Here is a 15,773-nt window from a genome sequence, read left to right as displayed (position 1 = left end):
CGCGGCGGGCTGCTCCTGCGCTACTTCACCATCCCCCAGGCCTTGAGCCGGTTGTACGAGTACTGCGCGGCGTTGCCCTGCTGGCTCTGGCGCAGGTAGGCGGCGTAGTGCTGGGCGGCGGCCTGGCGGTTGCCCATGCCTTCGAGCGAGATGCCCTTCAGGAAGGTGATGCCGGCGTCGCCGGGGAGCAGGCGGTCGAAGCGGTCGAGGTTCTGGTAGGCGCGGCCGGCGTCGCGCTGCTGCAGGGCGAGCACGCCGGCGAGCTTGTAGGCCTGCGCCTCCTGCGGGTAGATCTCGCGCGCGTTGTCGGCGTAGTCCACCGCCTTCGCGGTCTGGCCCTGGGCCTGCAGGCACTGGGCCATGCGCAGGTTGCTGGCGTAGTCGCGCGGGGTCCTGGCCAGCGCGGTCTGGAATTCGGCCTGCGCCTTGGGGTACTGCCTGGCGGCCATCGCGGTTTCGCCGTTCTTGCAGGCGTCGATGGTGGGGCGGATGCGGCGCAGGCTGGCGGTGCTGTCCATGAAGCGCTCGCGGCGGACGTCCAGGCTGTTGCTGATGCGGTAGCGCGAGTCGGCCGCGGCCTGCGCGGCCTGCATGCGCTCGCTGCTCATCGGGTGGGTGGAGAACATCGTCTGCAGCAGCGAGGGGGCGGATTTTTCCTCGGCAACCAGCAACTGGTGCAAGCGCACCATGCCGGTCGCCGGGTAGCCGGCCTTGACGAGATATTCCTGCCCGAGCGCATCGGCCTCGCGCTCGTGCTCGCGCGAGTAGCCGGCGAGCAGGGCGCTGGCGCCGATCTGTCCGCCCATGCTCATCAGCCCGCCCCAGTCGGAGCTCTGTGCCGCCACGTTGAGCCCGGCGAGCGCCGCCTGCGCGACCAGGTTCTGGCCCTGGCGCTGGGCGGCGTGGCGGGCGTTGACGTGGCCGAGCTCGTGGCCGAGCAGGGCGGCGAGCTGGGCCTCGTCGTCGAGGTCGGCGAGGATGCCGCGCGTCACGCCCATCGCGCCGCCGGGGAAGGTGTAGGCGTTGACGTAGTTGGCGTTGAGCACGCGGTAGGAGTAGGGCATCTGCGGACGGTGGGTGAGCGTGCCCATGCGCTGGCCGATGCCGGCGACGTAGCGGTTGACCGCCTCGTCCTGGATGGCGCCGAGGTCCTGCGAGAACTGGTGCGGCGCGACCTGGGCGTCGGTCTGCTTCTCCTGCGCCTCGCTCATGCCGACGAGGATGGTCTCGCCGGTGACCGGGGAGGTGGCGCAGCCCGACAGGCCGGCCGCCGCGCCCGCGCCGAGCAGCCACAGCGCCTGGCGGCGGGTGATGCGGTTGCGTTCGAGGCTGCGGGCGAGGTCGTCGAAGAAGCTCATGGCATTCGCTCGTCGAAGGACATGCGGGGATTGTAGCGGCGCGGAGGAAAGGTCTGGGGCAGGGCAGGGGCGATGGGCGTCGATGGGGACCGAGGCGCTGCAATCGCGACTTGCGTCGCTCCTACGGCACGCCAAGCGGTGATTTGGAAGAGCGACGCGAGTCGCGATCGGCCGGCGTGCCGGGGATTTGTAGGAGTGACGCGAGTCGCGATCGGGCGGTGGAGCGGGAAGGGGTGTCGGCGGGACGGAGCGGCGGCAATCGCGACTTGCGTCGCTCCTACGCATCGGCTGCGCGCTACAGCCACCTTGCCTTGCGGAAGCGCCACCACAGGAAGGTGCTGGCGCTGACGATGATGCCGAGGCCGGCGAAGTAGCCGTACTCCCACTCCAGCTCGGGCATGTGGTTGAAGTTCATGCCCCAGATCCCCGCGAAGGCGGTGGCCACCGCGAAGATGCCGGCCCAGGCCGCGAGGCGCTTGCTGACCTCGGTCTGGTCGATGGTGACCAGCGAGATGTTCACCTGGATCGCGGTGCCGATGGTCTCGCGGACACTGTCGAGCGAGGCGTCGATACGGGCGAGGTGGTCATACACGTCGCGGAAGTAGTGCCGGCTCTTGGCGCAGACCTCGGGCACACGCCCGCTGTGCAGCTTGCCGGCGGCCTCCATCAGCGGCAGCACGGCGTGCTTGAGCAGGGTGACCTTGCGCTTGAGGCGATAGAGGCGGCGCATGTTGGTGTTGCCCGCACCCTTGGTGAAGATGCGCTCCTCGAGCGCCTCGACCTCGGTCTCGAGCTTGTCGATGAGCGGGAAGTAGCCGTCGACCACCGCGTCCATGAGCGCGTACAGCACGTAGCCCGGGCCCTTGGCGAGCATCTTCGGCTCGCGCTCGCAGCGTGCGCGCACGCCGAGGAAGTCGCGGGCGTGGTTGTTGCGCACCGACAGGATGTAGTTGGTCCCGACGAAGACGTGCACCTCGCCGACCTCGAGCTTGCCCTCGCGCTCCTCGATCAGGTGCATGACGACGAAGAGCTCGTCGTCGTACTCCTCGACCTTGGGGCGCTGGTGGCGGTGGTTGGCGTCCTCGACGGCGAGCTCGTGGAGGCCGAACTCCTCCTTCATCACCGCGAGTTCCTCGGCGGTGGCGTCCTTGAGCGCGACCCAGACGAAGGTCTCGGGTTGCTGGATGTACTCGCTGATGTCCTCGACCGGGATGTCGGCGAGCTTGCGGCCGTGCTGGTAGGCGATGCAGTTGATGAGCATGGTCGTGGGTCGCTTGCGCCTTCGCCGGATCAGGCCTTCACCGCCTCGAGCAGGTCCTTCACCGCCTTCACGCGCTCCTTGAGGTTGGGCAGGCTGGCACGGCGCACGAGCTTCTCGGGGCCGGCCATCTTGGTGCTGCGGTCCTTCTGGATCAGGAAGATGACTTTGACCGGGTCGATCGGCGCGTCCTTGGCGAACTGCACGCTGATCTGCGCATCGGACGCATCGAGCTTGTGCACCCCGTAGTCCTTCACCAGCATGCGCAGGCGGTGGGTCTCGATCAGCGCGGCGGTCTGCGCCGGGAGCTCGCCGAAGCGGTCGATGAGCTCTTCCTGCAGCGCACGCAAATCTTCTTCCATCTCGCAGTTGGCCAGGCGCTTGTACAGCGTCAGGCGCTCCTGCACGTCGGGGCAGTAGTCGGTGGGCAGCAGCGCCGGGGTGTGCAGGTTGATCTCGGAGACGACCTCCAGCGGCTGCGACAGGTCGGGCTCCTTGCCGGCCTGCAGATCCTTGACCGCACGCTTGAGCATCTCGGTGTACAGGCTGAAGCCGACCTGCTGGATCTCGCCCGACTGGTTCTCGCCCAGCACCTCGCCGGCGCCGCGGATCTCGAGGTCGTGCATCGCCAGGTAGAAGCCGGAGCCGAGGTCTTCCATCATCGCAATGGCTTCGAGCCTTTTCTGCGCCTGCGCGCTGGGCTTGGCGCCCGGCTGGGTCAGCAGGTAGGCGTAGGCCTGGTGGTGGCTGCGCCCGACGCGGCCGCGCAGCTGGTGCAGCTGCGCCAGGCCGAAGCGGTCGGCGCGGTTGATGATGATGGTGTTGGCGGTGGGGATGTTGATGCCGGTCTCGATGATGGTGGTGCACAGCAGCAGGTTGGCGCGCTGCTGGGTGAAGTCGCGCATCACGCGTTCGAGCTCGCGCTCGGGCAATTGCCCGTGGCCGACGACGATGCGCGCCTCGGGCAGCAGCTCCTCGAGGTCGTCCTTCATGTTGTCGATGGTGTCGACCTCGTTGTGCAGGAAGTAAACCTGGCCGCCGCGCTTGAACTCGCGCAGCACCGCCTCGCGGATCAGGCCGCGACTGGAGGGCTGGACGAAGGTCTTGATCGCCAGGCGCTTCTGCGGCGCGGTGGCGATCACCGAGAACTCGCGCAGGCCCTCCATCGCCAGGCCCAGGGTGCGCGGGATCGGCGTGGCGGTCAGGGTCAGGATGTCGACCTCGGAGCGCAATTGCTTCAAGGCCTCCTTCTGGCGCACGCCGAAGCGGTGCTCCTCGTCGATGATCACCAGGCCGAGGCGCTTGAAGATCACGTCCTTCTGCAGCAAACGGTGGGTGCCGATGATGATGTCGACCTTGCCCTCCGCGAGGAGCTGCAGGGCCTCGGCCTGCTCCTTGGCCGACTTGAAGCGCGACAGCTCGGCGAGCTTGATCGGCCAGTCGGCGAAGCGGTCGGCGAAGGTCTGGTAGTGCTGCTCGGCGAGCAGGGTGGTCGGGCACAGCACCACCACCTGCTTGCCGTCGGCCACCGCGATGAAGGCGGCGCGCAGCGCGACCTCGGTCTTGCCGAAGCCGACGTCGCCGCACACCAGGCGGTCCATCGGGCGGCCGGATTTCATGTCGGCCACCACCGCGTCGATGGCGGCCTGCTGGTCGGGCGTGGTCTCGAAGCCGAAGGCCTCGGCGAAGGCTTCGAGGTCATGCTGCTTGAAGTCGAAGCGGTGGCCGGGGCGGGCAGCGCGCTGGGCATAGAGCGCGAGCAGTTCGGCGGCGGTGTCGCGCACCTGCATCGCGGCTTTCTTCTTGGCCTTCTCCCACTGGCCGGAGCCGAGGCGGTGCAGGTCGACCGCCTCGGGGTCGGCGCCGGCGTAGCGGGTGATCACGTGCAGCTGCGACACCGGCACATAGAGCTTGTCGCCGCCGTTGTACTCCAGATGCAGGAACTCGGTGTCGCCCTCGCCGAGGTTCATGTGGAGGAGGCCCAGGTAGCGGCCGATGCCGTGCGAGACGTGCACCACCGGGTCGCCGATCTTGAGCTCGGAAAGGTCGCGCAGCCAGCCTTCCATGGTGGCGGCCTTGCGCGCGTCGCGGCGCACGCGGCTGCGCGCGGTGGCGGCGTAGAGCTCGGTCTCGGTCAGCACCGCGAGCCTTGCAGCCGGTAGAACGAAGCCGCGCGCGAGCGGGGCGACGCCAAGCGCGAGGCGGGCGTCGGAATCCAGGAAGGCGCCGAAATCGGCCGTGGCCTCGGGGCGCACGTCGTACTCGGCGAAGAACTCGGCCATGGTCTCGCGCCGGCCGGGCGAGTCCGACAGCAGCAGCACGCGACCGTCGAAGCCGTCGAGGAAGGCCTTGAGCTTGTGCAGCGGGTCGGTGGCCTTGCGCTCGACCGCGACCTCGGGCGGGGGCAGGGCGAGCGCGTCGGTGCGGGCGGCCGCGGGCTCGGCGCCCGCCTTGGCGCCCACTTCGGCCCCGATCGCCAGGCGCGGCAGGTTCTTCAGCGCGATGAAGAAGGCCTCGTCGGTCAGGAAGAGCTGCTCGGGTGCCAGCACCGGGCGGCTGCGGTCGCCCTTCAACAGGTCGTGGCGCGAGCGCGTGTCCTTCCAGAACTCGGCGATCGCCGCCGGCACGTCGCGGTGCAGCAGCACCGGCGTCTCGGCGGGCAGGTAGTCCAGCAGCGTCGCGGTCTCGTCGAAGAACAGCGGCAGGTAGTACTCGATGCCGGCGGGGGCGATGCCGTTGGAGACGTCCTTGTAGATCGACGCGCGCGTCGGGTCGCCCTCGAAGGTCTCGCGGAAGCGGCTGCGAAAGCGCGTGCGCCCCTTGTCGTCGAGCGGGAACTCGCGCGCCGGCAGCAGACGGATCTCCTTGGTGGGATACACCGTGCGCTGGGTGTCGGGGTCGAAGGTCTTGATGCTCTCGACCTCGTCGTCGAAGAGGTCGATACGGAAGGGCAGCGGCGAACCCATCGGGAACAGGTCCACCAGCCCGCCGCGCACCGAGAACTCGCCCGGGCTCACCACCTGGGTGACGTGCGCATAGCCTGCGAGCGCCATCTGCGCCTTGAACTGCTCGACGTCGAGCTTCTCGCCCTGTTTGAGGAAAAAGGTGTACGCGGCAAGAAAACCCGGCGGCGCCATGCGGTACAGCGCGGTGGAGGCGGGCACCAGCACGATGTCGGTCTCGCCGCGGCTGATGGCGTAGAGCGTCGACAGCCGCTCGGAGATCAGGTCCTGGTGGGGCGAGAAGCTGTCGTAGGGCAGGGTCTCCCAGTCGGGCAGCAGGTGCGCGCGCAGGCCGGGTGCGACCCAGGCGATCTCGTCCTGCAGGCGCTGGGCGTCGAGCGGGTTGGCCGTGATCACCACCAGCATGCGGCCGCGGCTGGCGAGCTGGGCGATGGCGAGGGCGTCTGCCGAGCCGGCGAGCGGCTCGAGTTCGAGCCGGCCGCCGGGCTTGGGCAGCTTGACCGTGGCGAGCCGGGAGAGGAGGGCGTCGAGGGAGAGGGACATCGTGGTTTCTCGAGCGTCGTCTGCGGACTGCGACCCTCCGTCACCGTGGCGGAGGCGGGCAGCATGGCGGTAGGGACGCGGGGCCGGCAAAGAGAGAATTATCGTTCATCCCGGCCCGCCAGCGCACGGCGTGATCGCTCGAACGCGGAGCGGAAGGCTCAGGCGGTGGCTGAAAGGGTGGGCCCCTGGCCTGGAGCGAGCGCTGCCGAATAGGCCTGCGCCGCTCGCATGCCGCGATAGCCGGGGCCATCGCGCGTGGCCGCCGCCTCGGTGCCCGCGCCGCCTTGCTCGAATTCGCGGCGGGCGATCTCCATGCGCGCATCGCTTGCCATGCGGGAAGCCTGCGCGGCGACCTGGCGGTCCTGGCCCGACGGCTCGGCGGGGGCGAGGGCTGCGGCGCGGATGCGCTCGGCCTTGGAGAGGGACTCCTCGGGGCTGCGGCCCGGCGAGGTATCGATCCCGACCTCGCCGCCGATCGCGTAGCGCTGGCCGTCCGGGCCGGTCTGATAGGTGTAGCTGGCGCCCCGGGTCACCAGGCCGGCGCCCGCGGCGACATGGGCCATCTCGTGGGCACGGACCTCGCGGTCGCGTTCCGCGAGCTCGGCGACCTGGCGCTGTTCGGCCTCGGAGAGCGTGTCGGCCGCCCCCGCTCCTGCCTCTTGCGCCTTGCCGCCGGCCCCCGTCGTCGCCGGCCCGCCGGAGGCGCCGGCAGGGCGGGCGGCATTCATCGCCGTGCCCTGGCGCCACGCCGCGTCACCGCCACCGAGCGAGGAAATCGACATTGCGGACATGAAGCGGGCGCGCTCCGATCCTATTCCACCCGCGTGCGCTCGGCCGCGGCGAGGTGCTGTTCGAGCCAGCTCGTCACCGCCCGCGCCTGCAGGATCTCCTGCTGGCGGGCGTCACCGGTGTCGGGCAGGGCGAGCCAGTGGCGCGCCCCCCCGAGCAGGGAAAAGGCTTTCTCCAGGATCGCGCTCTCCGGGGCGCCGGGGCTGACGATGAAGCGCACCGGGCAGCGCAGCTGGCGCAAGGGCTCGGCACCCGCGAGGTCGGCGCGGCCGTCGACACAGGCGATCGCCGCGAAGGTCTCCGGCGCCTTGACCGCCGCGCGGATCGCGGCGGCGCAGCCGGTGTCCTGCGTGACGAGGCCGAGCTGCAGCCCGGCGAGCGGCGGCTGGTGGGCGATCCACTCGACCGCCGCGAGGATGCGCTCGGTCAGGCGGGCGATGTTGTACGACGCATCGGGGTCGCGCAGCGCCTCCTGCCGGGTCAGCAGGTCGACCCGGAGAGTGGCGAAGCCGCGCGACTGCAGGGCGACATCGACCGGCCGGGGCCCGCAGTCGAGCGCAGGGTGTCCGCTCGACTGCGGGAGGATGGCGAGCCCGCGCACGTCCGGCGCGTGTGCAAGCAGGCCGTCGAGCCACGCGCCCTGTGCGGGGATGCTGATGAGGGTGTTTCGAAGTTTCACGTTGGGGGTCGAATGCGCTCAGGTGCCGTGACGGTGGATGGCGACCGGGATGCGGCGCGCGCCGAAGGCGTCGCCGACCGCGGCGCCCACTGCAGCGAAGCGACCGGCGAGCACGCTGCCGCAGTGCGGACAGTGGCCATCGTTGCCGAGGGCGTAGCGTCGGATCTCGTACCAGTCGCGCACGATCAGGGGCTCGCCGCAGCTCGCGCAACGGGTCGTGTCGCCTTCGATGTCGTGCACGTTGCCGGTGTAGACGTGCTTCAGGCCGGCGTCGAGGGCGATGCGGCGCGCGCGCGCGAGCGTGGCGGGCGGCGTGGGCGGCAGCTCGTCCATCTTGAAGTCGGGGTGGAAGGCGCTGAAGTGCAGCGGCACCTCGGCGCCCAGCTCCTTGCGCACCCAGTTCGCCAGCGCGGTGACCTCGCTGTCGGAGTCGTTGTGGCCGGGGATCAGCAGGGTGGTGAGTTCGACCCACACGTCGGTCTCGTGGCGCAGCCATACCAGGGTGTCGAGCACGGGCTGCAGATGGGCGCCGCACAGCTTGACGTAGAAGTCGTCGGTGAAGCCCTTGAGATCGACGTTGGCCGCATCCATGCGCGAGAAGAAATCGCGCCGCGCGCACTCGGAGATGTAGCCGGCGGTCACCGCCACGGTCTTCAGCCCGCGCGCATGGCAGGCGTCGGCCACGTCCATCGCGTACTCGGCGAAGATCACCGGGTCGTTGTAGGTGAAGGCGACGCTGTGGCAGCCCCAGCGCAGCGCGGTCTCGGCGATTTCCGCGGGCGAGGCCTCGTCCATCAGGGTGTCGAGGTCGCGCGACTTGGAGATGTCCCAGTTCTGGCAGAACTTGCACGCCAGGTTGCAGCCGGCGGTGCCGAAGGAGAACACCTTGCTGCCCGGGTAGAAGTGGGCGAGCGGCTTCTTCTCGATCGGGTCGATGCAGAAGCCCGAGCTGCGTCCATAGGTGGTGAGCAGCATGTCGTCGCCCTCGCGCATGCGCACGAAGCAGGCCCCGCGCTGGCCGGGGTGCAGCTTGCACAGGCGCGGACACAGGTCGCACTGGTAGCGACCGTCGTCGATGCGGTGCCAGTAGCGCGCGGGATGGCGGCTGCCGACCTCGGCGGCTGGCGCGGGCTTCGTGTTCATGAGGGCTCCCGTTCGGTCTCCTTGAACTTTTCCACGTGATAGCGCGCGGCCATCAGCTCGACGACCTCGCGGTTGGTGGGCAGACCGGCCTTGTGCTTGAGCGCGGCGAGGAACTGGCGCGGCTCGGGCAGCTGCTCCCACACCTGGGGCAGGAAGGTGGCGCTGTGGCAGCCGGAGAAGATGATCAGCCCGTCCTCGCCGGGGCGCAGCTGGGCGAGCAGCTCTTCCTCGCCGAAGAAGTCGAGGAACTCCGGTTCGGACAGGATGGAGACCTCGATCGCCACCGCGCCGAGCTCCTCGGGCGCGAGCGGCTCGAAGCGCGAGTCCTCGAAGGCCGCCGCGAGCGCGTTGTGGATCACGTCCTCGCCGAGCTCGCGCGAGCGCCGCAGACTGCCGATGCAGCCGCGCAGCTCGCCGTCCTTGGCGAGGGTGATGAAGGTCGCGCCCTTCTCGTTCAGGCGGGGATCGTCCGGGATGACCGGGGCGGGGCCGCGGCCGAGGCGGTGGGCGATCGCGGTGCGCGCGAGCGCGAGCAGGGTGGTACCGAAATCAGTGTCGGGCATGGCTTGGGGGTTCCGCTTCACAAAAGGCGATGCTGGTGTAGCCGACGACGCGCGAGCGGTCGCCCGCGGTGTCGCCGGAGTTGCGCAGGTCCAGCAGGTGGGCCTGCAGGTCGTGCTTGCGGGCGGCGAGCAGCAGCCCGTTGATCGGGGTGGCGCCGCAGGCCTGCTCGTGGTCGAGACCGGGGCGCAGTTCGAGCACCTGGTCCACCGCTGCGCGGTCGGACCATTGCGCCTCGCGGTAGCTCAAGTAATGCGAGAGGTCCGAGCTGATCAGGATCAGGGTCTCGGGGCCGCCCCACAGGCGCTCGATCAGGCTGGCGGTGGCTTCGGGCGAGGCGTCGCCGACCAGCACCGGGACGATCTCGAAGCGCTCGAGACAGACCTGCAGGAAGGGCAACTGCACCTCGAGGCAGTGCTCGAGCGCGTGCGGGCGATCGTCGACCAGGACATCGTCGCGCGCCTGCAGGGCCTCCCAGTCGCCGCGTGCGACCGGGACCTCGCCGAGCGGGGTGGCGAAGCGCTGCGCTGCCGGCAGCGAGAAGCCGCGCACTGCCACGCGATGCGTGGGGCCGAGCATGACGACGCGGCGGATGCGCTCGCGCAGCGGTGCGAGCAGCGCATAGGCGCTCGCCGCCACCGGCCCGGAGTACATGTAGCCCGCGTGCGGCACGATGATCGCCTTGGGCGCGGGCGCCGACTCGAAGGCGACCGCGGTGGAGAGCATCTCGGCGAGCTGGGTGCGCAGCACGCGCTCGTCGCGAGGATAAAACTGCCCGGCCACGGCTGCCGGGCGGATCGAAGCGAGTGCCATGGAGGAATCCTGCGGGGATGTCATCGTTGGAACAGATTCCATTATAGGCAGCCCGGCCGGGATCGTCCCGCATCGAAACCCGTGCTTGCACAAGCCCGCGCGGCGGGCGGCGCGGCTAGAATGCGCGCCATGCAGATCAGCCACCCACGCCACTTCGCCATCGTGCCCGCCGCAGGCAGCGGCTCGCGCATGGCCGCCGCGCGTCCCAAGCAGTATCTGTCGCTGCTCGGTCGCCCCCTGATCCATCATGCGCTTTCGGTGCTGTGCGCCGCGCCTGCGATCGACGCGGTGTTCGTCGTGCTCTCGGTGGACGACACGGAGTGGGCAACGCACGACTGGAGCGCGCTCGGCCCCAAGCTGCGCCCGCTCTTCTGCGGTGGCGCCACGCGCGCCGACAGCGTGCTCGGCGGCCTGCGCGCAATCGCCGGCGAGGCGGCGGCTGGGGACTGGGTGCTGGTGCACGACGCCGCGCGCCCCTGCCTGGCGCCCTGGCATGTCGACAAGCTCGTACGCGAGCTCGCCCACGACGAGGTCGGCGGCTTGCTGGCAGTCCCGGTGGCCGACACCCTCAAGCGTGCCGACGAGCACCGCCATGTGTGCGAGACCGTGCCGCGCGACAGCCTGTGGCAGGCGCAGACGCCGCAGATGTTCCGCTACGCCATGCTGCGACGCGCGCTCGAAGGCGCGCGCGAGGTCACCGACGAGGCGAGCGCGATCGAGGCCGCCGGCCTGCGTCCGCGCCTGGTGCAGGGCGACGCCACCAACCTGAAGGTCACCTATCCGCTCGACCTGCACCTGGCCGAGTGGATCCTCGAGAACCGTGAGGGCCACAACGCATGAGCATCCCCTTTCGCATCGGCCAGGGCTTCGACGTGCACGCCCTGGTCCCCGGCCGGCCGCTGATCGTCGGCGGCGTCGACATTCCCTTCGGGCATGGACTGCTCGGCCACTCGGATGCCGACGTGCTGTTGCATGCGGTGACGGACGCGCTGCTCGGCGCCGCCGGCCTGGGCGATATCGGCCGGCTCTTCCCGGATACCGACCCGGCCCACGCCGGCGCAGACAGCCGCGTGCTGCTGCGCGAGGCCTTCGCGCGCGTGCGCGCAGCGGGCTGGGAGGTCGTGAACCTCGATGCCACGCTGATCTGCAAGGCGCCGCGCATCCTGCCGCACGCCCCGGCGATGGTGGCCAACCTGGCCGCCGACCTGGAGATGGACGCGACGGCGATCAACATCAAGGGCAAGACCACCGAGAAGCTCGGCTTCACCGGACGTGGCGAAGGCATCGCCGCGCAGGTGGTCGCGCTGATCGCGCGCGCGGAGCATGGCTGAAGCTGCAGCGGACGCGGGGAGGGCGCCGAATCTGCGGCTCTTCTTCGCGCTGTGGCCGGATGCCGCCACCCGCGCCGGGCTGCATGCGCGTGCACGGGCGCTGCATTCCGAGTGCGGCGGTCGCGCGATGCGTCGTGACACCATCCACCTGACCCTGGCCTTCCTCGGCGAAACGCCTGTGCGGCAGGTGGAGCGATTGCGCGCGGTGGCCGCGGGCGTCCAGGGGGAGGGCTTCGCGCTCGACCTCGATCGCGTCGGCAGCTGGCATCGCAACCGGATCCTGTGGACCGGTCCGTCGATGGTGCCGCCAGCGCTGGCCGCGCTCGCGCAGGATCTGGAAGGACGGCTGCGCGCGGACGGCTGCGCACTCGAGGCGCGTGCCTTCTCCCCGCATGTCACCCTCGTGCGCAACGCCCACGCTGCGCCCCGCGAGGCGCAGCTCGCACCTCTGCGATGGACGGTCGGCAGCTTCGTCCTGGTCGCCTCCGAGCGCAGCGCCGCCGGTGCGCACTACCGCACGATCGGGCGCTGGCCGTTGAAGCGGCGTGGGTGATTCGATCGGGCGGAGCCGAAAGCGAACGGGGCGCAATGCGCCCCGTCCTCGATCGGGTCACGTCTCGCGTGCCCGGGGTCTCCGTGGTGGAGACGATGTCTTCATCGTGTGTACTGCATCCGTCAGGAAAGCTGCATCCTCGGGGGTTCGGTCAAGCACATCCTCCTTGGCTCGGGCAGGTGCCCTCGGCCATTGGCTGATCGGATCTGGAGCCTTCGTGAACGTCCTCCCTCAGAGAAAGATCGTCGAGCCGAGGCGTTCCCCCAGCTCGTCCTGCGTCGACTTGGTGTAATCCTTTTCGAAGCGGTCTGTGACCATCTGCGCGGTGGGGCCGTCGATGACCGCGTTGAGCAGGCCCATGAAGGCGGGTGGAGCGACCAGGATCGCACGCTTGAATGCATTCGAGGTGCGTCCATGGTAGAGCGTCTGGGCAATCTCCTGTGCGAACACTTTGGCCTCGTGCTGCTTGGGCAGGGTCTGCGGCTGCATCGAGCCGCCACCGGTGCCGTTCGAGCCATTCGCGCCCGAGCGGTCCGAGACCAAGTCGCCATTCTTTTGTCTGCTTTCCGGGTGGATCAGTTCCTTGACCAGCGTGAGCCCCTTGTTCGGGCCCAGGTTGGCGTACAGCTTCGCCAGGCTGGCGTTGGCAACCAGAATCCAGGTGATGGCCATAAGCAATCCTCCGTTCGATTAAAGACCGGGTGCCCTGCGCAGTGGGCACGATCGAAGCTTAGGTCACGCGAACCGACTCCGCCACGACCATCGTTACCGCTTCGTGAAAACCGATCCCGATTGACGCAAACGTGAACTTACCCGACGTGCTCGCCGCGACCGCGTCCCTGCGGCATCGCACGCCCGACGCCTCGCCCCTCGCACGCTCAGAACACCCCCATCGCCAACCCGGCCGCCATCGCCTCGCCGAGCTCGCGCGCGCGCTCCAGGTCGGCGGGGGTGATCTCGCGCCGCACGATCAGGGCCTCGGCGACCGTCTTCCAGCCGTAGCCGTTGGCGATGCGGCCGATCTCGCGCACTGCGCCGGTGCCGTCGTTGCCGGCGCTGACGAAGACCGCATAGGGCAGGCCGACGAGTTTGCCCTCGCAGGGGTAGTAGGTGCGATCGAAGAAGTCCTTGAGCGCGCCCGACATGTAGCCGAAGTTTTCCGGCGTACCGAGCAGCAGGCCGTCGCACGCGAGCAGGTCGGCGGTGCCGGCGTCGAAGGCGCGCAGCAACCGCGTCTCGGTCTCGCTCACGCGTAGCGCCCCCTCGAGCACCGCGGTGGCGAGCCGGCCCGTGTTGCCGCTCTGGGTGTGATGGACGATCAGCAGGCGTTTGGGCGCGCTCATGTCAGCCTCCGGCAGCGGCCGCCGCGCGGGCGGCGGGGTCCATTCCGTAGAAGTGCACGAGTTGATCGTAGACCGCAGGAAAGCGCCTGTGCAGCACGAGCGGATCCTCGAAGAACACCTCGGAGACCACCGCGAAGAACTCGCCCGGGTGCTCGGCGCCATAAGGGTCGATCGTGGTGTCGATGCCGCGGTCGACCTCGGCGCAGAACGCCTCGTAGGCCTCGCCGAAGGCCTTGGCCCAGTCCCGGCGAGACATGCCGGGGCGCAGGCGGGGCAGGCCGTCCACGTCGCCGTTCTCCATGTCGAGCTTGTGGGCGAACTCGTGAATGACCACGTTCACGCCCGCCGGAGCGTCGTTCCCGGGAAACCAGGACAGCAGCACCGGCCCGCCGGCCCAGGCCTCGCCCAGCACCTCGTCCTCGTATTCGTGCAGCACGCCGGCCTCGTCGACGATGCGGCGCGGGATCAGGAAGTCGCCCGGATAGACGATCACTCCCACCCAGCCCTCGTAAGCCTGCAGGCCGATGTGAAGTACCGGCAGGCAGGCCTGCAGCGCGATCGCCAGCAGCATGTCGTCGTCGAGTTCCAGCCCCTGCGCACCATGGAACTCCTTGCACCCGAGGAAGGCGAGCGCCATCTCGCGCAGACGCAACCGATCGTCGGGAACGAGGTGGTCGAGGAAGGGCAGCCTCGCTTCGACCCGCCGCCACTGCGACTCGTCGACCAGGGGGCGGGCGGGCGGGATGCCGAGCAGGCGGCGGAAGAGCTGGAGCATGAGCGCAGGTCCGGAGTGATCCCGCGCGATCATTGCCCGCCCGCGCCACGCGTGCAAGCCGCGTCTTGCGGGTGGAGCGGTCGCAGCGCGGGCTTTCGGCGGGGCGCTATAGTCGATTAAAATTCTCGGGAATTGAATGCGTGGCGCCCGCTCGACGCGGTCCGCCGTGTTTTTTCCACCGCACATCCGGGAGTCCTTCCATCATGTTCAGCCGCCTCCGAGAAGATCTGGCCAGCGTCCGCGAGCGCGACCCCGCCGCGCGCTCCACGCTCGAGGTGCTGACCTGTTATCCCGGCATCCACGCGCTGATGTTCCACCGCCTCGCTCACGGCGCCTGGCGCCGCGGCTGGTTCTGGGCGGGGCGCTTCGCGAGTCACGTCGGCCGGCTGCTCACCGGGATCGAGATCCACCCGGGAGCGAAGATCGGCCGCCGCGTGTTCATCGACCACGGCATGGGCGTCGTGATCGGCGAAACCGCGGAGATCGGCGACGACTGCACGATCTACCAGGGCGTCACCCTCGGCGGGACCTCCCTCTACCGCGGCACCAAGCGCCATCCCACCCTGGGGCGTGGCGTGGTGGTGGGGGCGGGCGCCAAGGTGCTCGGCGGCTTCACGGTAGGTGACGGCGCCAAGGTCGGCTCCAACGCGGTGGTGGTGAAGCCCGTGCCCGCCGGCGCGACCGCCGTCGGCAATCCGGCTCGCATTCTCGACTCGGACAAGGATAGCGAGCGCGACGCCGCGCGCGAGCAGAAGGCCGAGCAGTTCGGCTTCAGCGCCTACGGCGTGACCCGCGACATGGACGACCCGGTCGCCAAGGCGCTGCACGGCCTGCTCGACCATTCCGTTGAGACCGACCGCCGCCTGCAGGCCATCCTGGCCCGTCTCGAGGCCGCGGGGATCAAGCTCGACGACACGGTCGCCCCGAGCGACCATTTCGACCCGGGCCGGCTGTCGCGGATGGTGGATTGATTCGCACGCCTGCGGTGCCGGACGATCGAGCGCCGTGTTCGCGGCTGGCGCCGCGGCTGCAACGGCGCCCCTCGCGCCTTGCAGCGCAAGACTCGTCTCCCGATTAGTTGACCGTTTTTGTCGGGATCCATATACTCGACAAAAATGATGGGATATTCGGCGGCCCCCGGCACGCGCGAGCCCGGACAGCCTTCGAGGAGAGCCTCATGCGACTTACGACCAAGGGACGGTTTGCGGTGACCGCGATGATCGACCTGGCTGCCCGCCAGGGGGACGGGCCCGTCACGCTGGCGGGCATCGCCGAGCGCCAGAGCATCTCGCTGTCCTACCTCGAGCAGCTCTTCGGCAAGCTGCGCAGGCACAAGCTGGTCAACAGCGTGCGCGGTCCCGGCGGCGGCTACCGACTGGCGCGGGCGATGGACGAGATCACCGTGGCCGACATCATCATCGCGGTCGACGAGCCGATGGACGCCACCCAGTGCGGCGGCAAGGAAAACTGCCACGACGATCACGTGTGCATGACCCACCACCTGTGGTCCAACCTCAACCAGCGCATCTACGCCTACCTCGACTCGGTGAGCCTGGAGGCGCTGGTCAAGCACCAGGTACGGCCCGACGCCGACATGACGGTGCTCAAGAGCGTGCGGCGGCGCAGCCGCATGCCGGTGCACGAGATCGCCGCGGTCTGAGGTC

16 protein-coding genes are annotated in these 15,773 nt (G+C 69.6%); 5 read left to right on the top strand and 11 right to left on the bottom strand.

Annotated features, from left to right (window positions below; all coding sequences use genetic code 11):
• Window positions 1-20: 20 nt before the first annotated feature.
• The 8 genes from PO78_RS09750 to amrB form a co-directional block, all read right to left on the bottom strand.
• Window positions 21-1,358, bottom strand: a complete 1,338-nt coding sequence (locus tag PO78_RS09750) for a M48 family metalloprotease (protein ID WP_004302120.1) — start codon at window positions 1,356-1,358, stop codon at window positions 21-23.
• 295 nt (window positions 1,359-1,653) lie between these two features.
• Window positions 1,654-2,619, bottom strand: coding sequence for a magnesium/cobalt transporter CorA (gene corA, locus PO78_RS09745; protein WP_004302118.1), 966 nt, complete (start codon window positions 2,617-2,619; stop codon window positions 1,654-1,656).
• Window positions 2,620-2,648: 29 nt separating this feature from the next.
• Entirely contained in the window at window positions 2,649-6,122 is a 3,474-nt protein-coding gene (gene mfd / locus PO78_RS09740; RefSeq protein WP_012585425.1) for a transcription-repair coupling factor, read from the bottom strand.
• A gap of 158 nt (window positions 6,123-6,280) precedes the next feature.
• A complete protein-coding gene (locus PO78_RS09735) occupies window positions 6,281-6,913 on the bottom strand; it encodes a putative metalloprotease CJM1_0395 family protein (protein ID WP_043743437.1) in 633 nt (210 codons plus the stop codon).
• 20 nt (window positions 6,914-6,933) lie between these two features.
• Window positions 6,934-7,590, bottom strand: a complete 657-nt coding sequence (locus PO78_RS09730) for a phosphoribosyltransferase (protein WP_043743435.1) — start codon at window positions 7,588-7,590, stop codon at window positions 6,934-6,936.
• Window positions 7,591-7,608: 18 nt separating this feature from the next.
• Entirely contained in the window at window positions 7,609-8,733 is a 1,125-nt protein-coding gene (gene amrS, locus PO78_RS09725) for an AmmeMemoRadiSam system radical SAM enzyme (protein WP_004302110.1), read from the bottom strand.
• Window positions 8,730-9,296, bottom strand: a complete 567-nt coding sequence (gene amrA, locus PO78_RS09720) for an AmmeMemoRadiSam system protein A (protein ID WP_012585423.1) — start codon at window positions 9,294-9,296, stop codon at window positions 8,730-8,732. The genes amrS and amrA overlap by 4 nt, the downstream gene beginning before the upstream one ends.
• Window positions 9,283-10,107 (bottom strand): AmmeMemoRadiSam system protein B, encoded by an 825-nt coding sequence (amrB, locus tag PO78_RS09715; RefSeq protein ID WP_004302104.1) that lies wholly within the window; start codon window positions 10,105-10,107, stop codon window positions 9,283-9,285. The genes amrA and amrB overlap by 14 nt, the downstream gene beginning before the upstream one ends.
• Before the next feature lie 129 nt (window positions 10,108-10,236).
• Between amrB and ispD the strand changes: the two genes are divergently transcribed.
• Genes ispD through thpR form a run of 3 tightly spaced genes read left to right on the top strand, consistent with a single transcriptional unit; the run spans window position 10,237 to window position 11,991 of the window.
• A complete protein-coding gene (gene ispD / locus PO78_RS09710; RefSeq protein ID WP_187283002.1) occupies window positions 10,237-10,947 on the top strand; it encodes a 2-C-methyl-D-erythritol 4-phosphate cytidylyltransferase in 711 nt (236 codons plus the stop codon).
• Window positions 10,944-11,438: a 2-C-methyl-D-erythritol 2,4-cyclodiphosphate synthase gene (gene ispF / locus PO78_RS09705; protein WP_004302101.1), complete on the top strand. Its 495-nt coding sequence runs from the start codon at window positions 10,944-10,946 to the stop codon at window positions 11,436-11,438. The genes ispD and ispF overlap by 4 nt, the downstream gene beginning before the upstream one ends.
• The gene (gene thpR / locus PO78_RS09700) at window positions 11,431-11,991 is read left to right on the top strand and encodes an RNA 2',3'-cyclic phosphodiesterase (protein ID WP_004302100.1); all 561 of its coding nucleotides are present in this window, start codon (window positions 11,431-11,433) and stop codon (window positions 11,989-11,991) included. Before ispF ends, thpR begins: the two co-directional genes overlap by 8 nt.
• Before the next feature lie 231 nt (window positions 11,992-12,222).
• Here thpR and PO78_RS09695 read toward each other — a convergent pair whose 3' ends face one another.
• The 3 genes from PO78_RS09695 to PO78_RS09685 all read right to left on the bottom strand — a co-directional run bounded on the left by PO78_RS09695 (window position 12,223) and on the right by PO78_RS09685 (window position 14,109).
• Window positions 12,223-12,663 carry a host attachment protein gene (locus PO78_RS09695; RefSeq protein ID WP_004302099.1) on the bottom strand — a complete coding sequence of 147 codons (441 nt, stop codon included), beginning with the start codon at window positions 12,661-12,663 and terminating at the stop codon, window positions 12,223-12,225.
• Between the two features lie 206 nt (window positions 12,664-12,869).
• On the bottom strand, window positions 12,870-13,334 hold the full coding sequence (locus PO78_RS09690) for a flavodoxin family protein (protein ID WP_004302098.1): 465 nt from the start codon (window positions 13,332-13,334) through the stop codon (window positions 12,870-12,872).
• 1 nt (window position 13,335) lies between these two features.
• A complete protein-coding gene (locus tag PO78_RS09685; RefSeq protein ID WP_004302097.1) occupies window positions 13,336-14,109 on the bottom strand; it encodes a zinc-dependent peptidase in 774 nt (257 codons plus the stop codon).
• Window positions 14,110-14,312: 203 nt separating this feature from the next.
• Between PO78_RS09685 and cysE the strand changes: the two genes are divergently transcribed.
• Window positions 14,313-15,080, top strand: coding sequence for a serine O-acetyltransferase (cysE, locus tag PO78_RS09680; protein WP_004302095.1), 768 nt, complete (start codon window positions 14,313-14,315; stop codon window positions 15,078-15,080).
• A 206-nt stretch (window positions 15,081-15,286) separates the two neighbouring features.
• Window positions 15,287-15,769, top strand: coding sequence for a Fe-S cluster assembly transcriptional regulator IscR (iscR, locus tag PO78_RS09675; protein ID WP_004302094.1), 483 nt, complete (start codon window positions 15,287-15,289; stop codon window positions 15,767-15,769).
• Window positions 15,770-15,773 lie beyond the last annotated feature (4 nt).

It is taken from the genome of Thauera sp. SWB20 (assembly GCF_000831325.1).
GTDB classification, from domain to species: Bacteria; Pseudomonadota; Gammaproteobacteria; order Burkholderiales; family Rhodocyclaceae; genus Thauera; species Thauera aminoaromatica.
Note: the sequence above shows the minus strand (reverse complement) of the source record. Positions and strands in the feature narration are given on the sequence as shown.

What these genes read in the sequence shown, in the direction of transcription:
- mfd (WP_012585425.1), bottom strand. Translation starts at nt 6,122, where the DNA reads ATGTCCCTCTCCCTCGACGCCCTCCTCTCCCGGCTCGCCACGGTCAAG.
- ispD (WP_187283002.1), top strand. Translation starts at nt 10,237, where the DNA reads ATGCAGATCAGCCACCCACGCCACTTCGCCATCGTGCCCGCCGCAGGC.
- ispF (WP_004302101.1), top strand. Translation starts at nt 10,944, where the DNA reads ATGAGCATCCCCTTTCGCATCGGCCAGGGCTTCGACGTGCACGCCCTG.
- amrA (WP_012585423.1), bottom strand. Translation starts at nt 9,296, where the DNA reads ATGCCCGACACTGATTTCGGTACCACCCTGCTCGCGCTCGCGCGCACC.
- thpR (WP_004302100.1), top strand. Translation starts at nt 11,431, where the DNA reads ATGGCTGAAGCTGCAGCGGACGCGGGGAGGGCGCCGAATCTGCGGCTC.
- iscR (WP_004302094.1), top strand. Translation starts at nt 15,287, where the DNA reads ATGCGACTTACGACCAAGGGACGGTTTGCGGTGACCGCGATGATCGAC.
- PO78_RS09685 (WP_004302097.1), bottom strand. Translation starts at nt 14,109, where the DNA reads ATGCTCCAGCTCTTCCGCCGCCTGCTCGGCATCCCGCCCGCCCGCCCC.
- PO78_RS09735 (WP_043743437.1), bottom strand. Translation starts at nt 6,913, where the DNA reads ATGTCCGCAATGTCGATTTCCTCGCTCGGTGGCGGTGACGCGGCGTGG.
- amrS (WP_004302110.1), bottom strand. Translation starts at nt 8,733, where the DNA reads ATGAACACGAAGCCCGCGCCAGCCGCCGAGGTCGGCAGCCGCCATCCC.
- PO78_RS09690 (WP_004302098.1), bottom strand. Translation starts at nt 13,334, where the DNA reads ATGAGCGCGCCCAAACGCCTGCTGATCGTCCATCACACCCAGAGCGGC.
- PO78_RS09695 (WP_004302099.1), bottom strand. Translation starts at nt 12,663, where the DNA reads ATGGCCATCACCTGGATTCTGGTTGCCAACGCCAGCCTGGCGAAGCTG.
- amrB (WP_004302104.1), bottom strand. Translation starts at nt 10,107, where the DNA reads ATGGCACTCGCTTCGATCCGCCCGGCAGCCGTGGCCGGGCAGTTTTAT.
- cysE (WP_004302095.1), top strand. Translation starts at nt 14,313, where the DNA reads ATGTTCAGCCGCCTCCGAGAAGATCTGGCCAGCGTCCGCGAGCGCGAC.
- corA (WP_004302118.1), bottom strand. Translation starts at nt 2,619, where the DNA reads ATGCTCATCAACTGCATCGCCTACCAGCACGGCCGCAAGCTCGCCGAC.
- PO78_RS09750 (WP_004302120.1), bottom strand. Translation starts at nt 1,358, where the DNA reads ATGAGCTTCTTCGACGACCTCGCCCGCAGCCTCGAACGCAACCGCATC.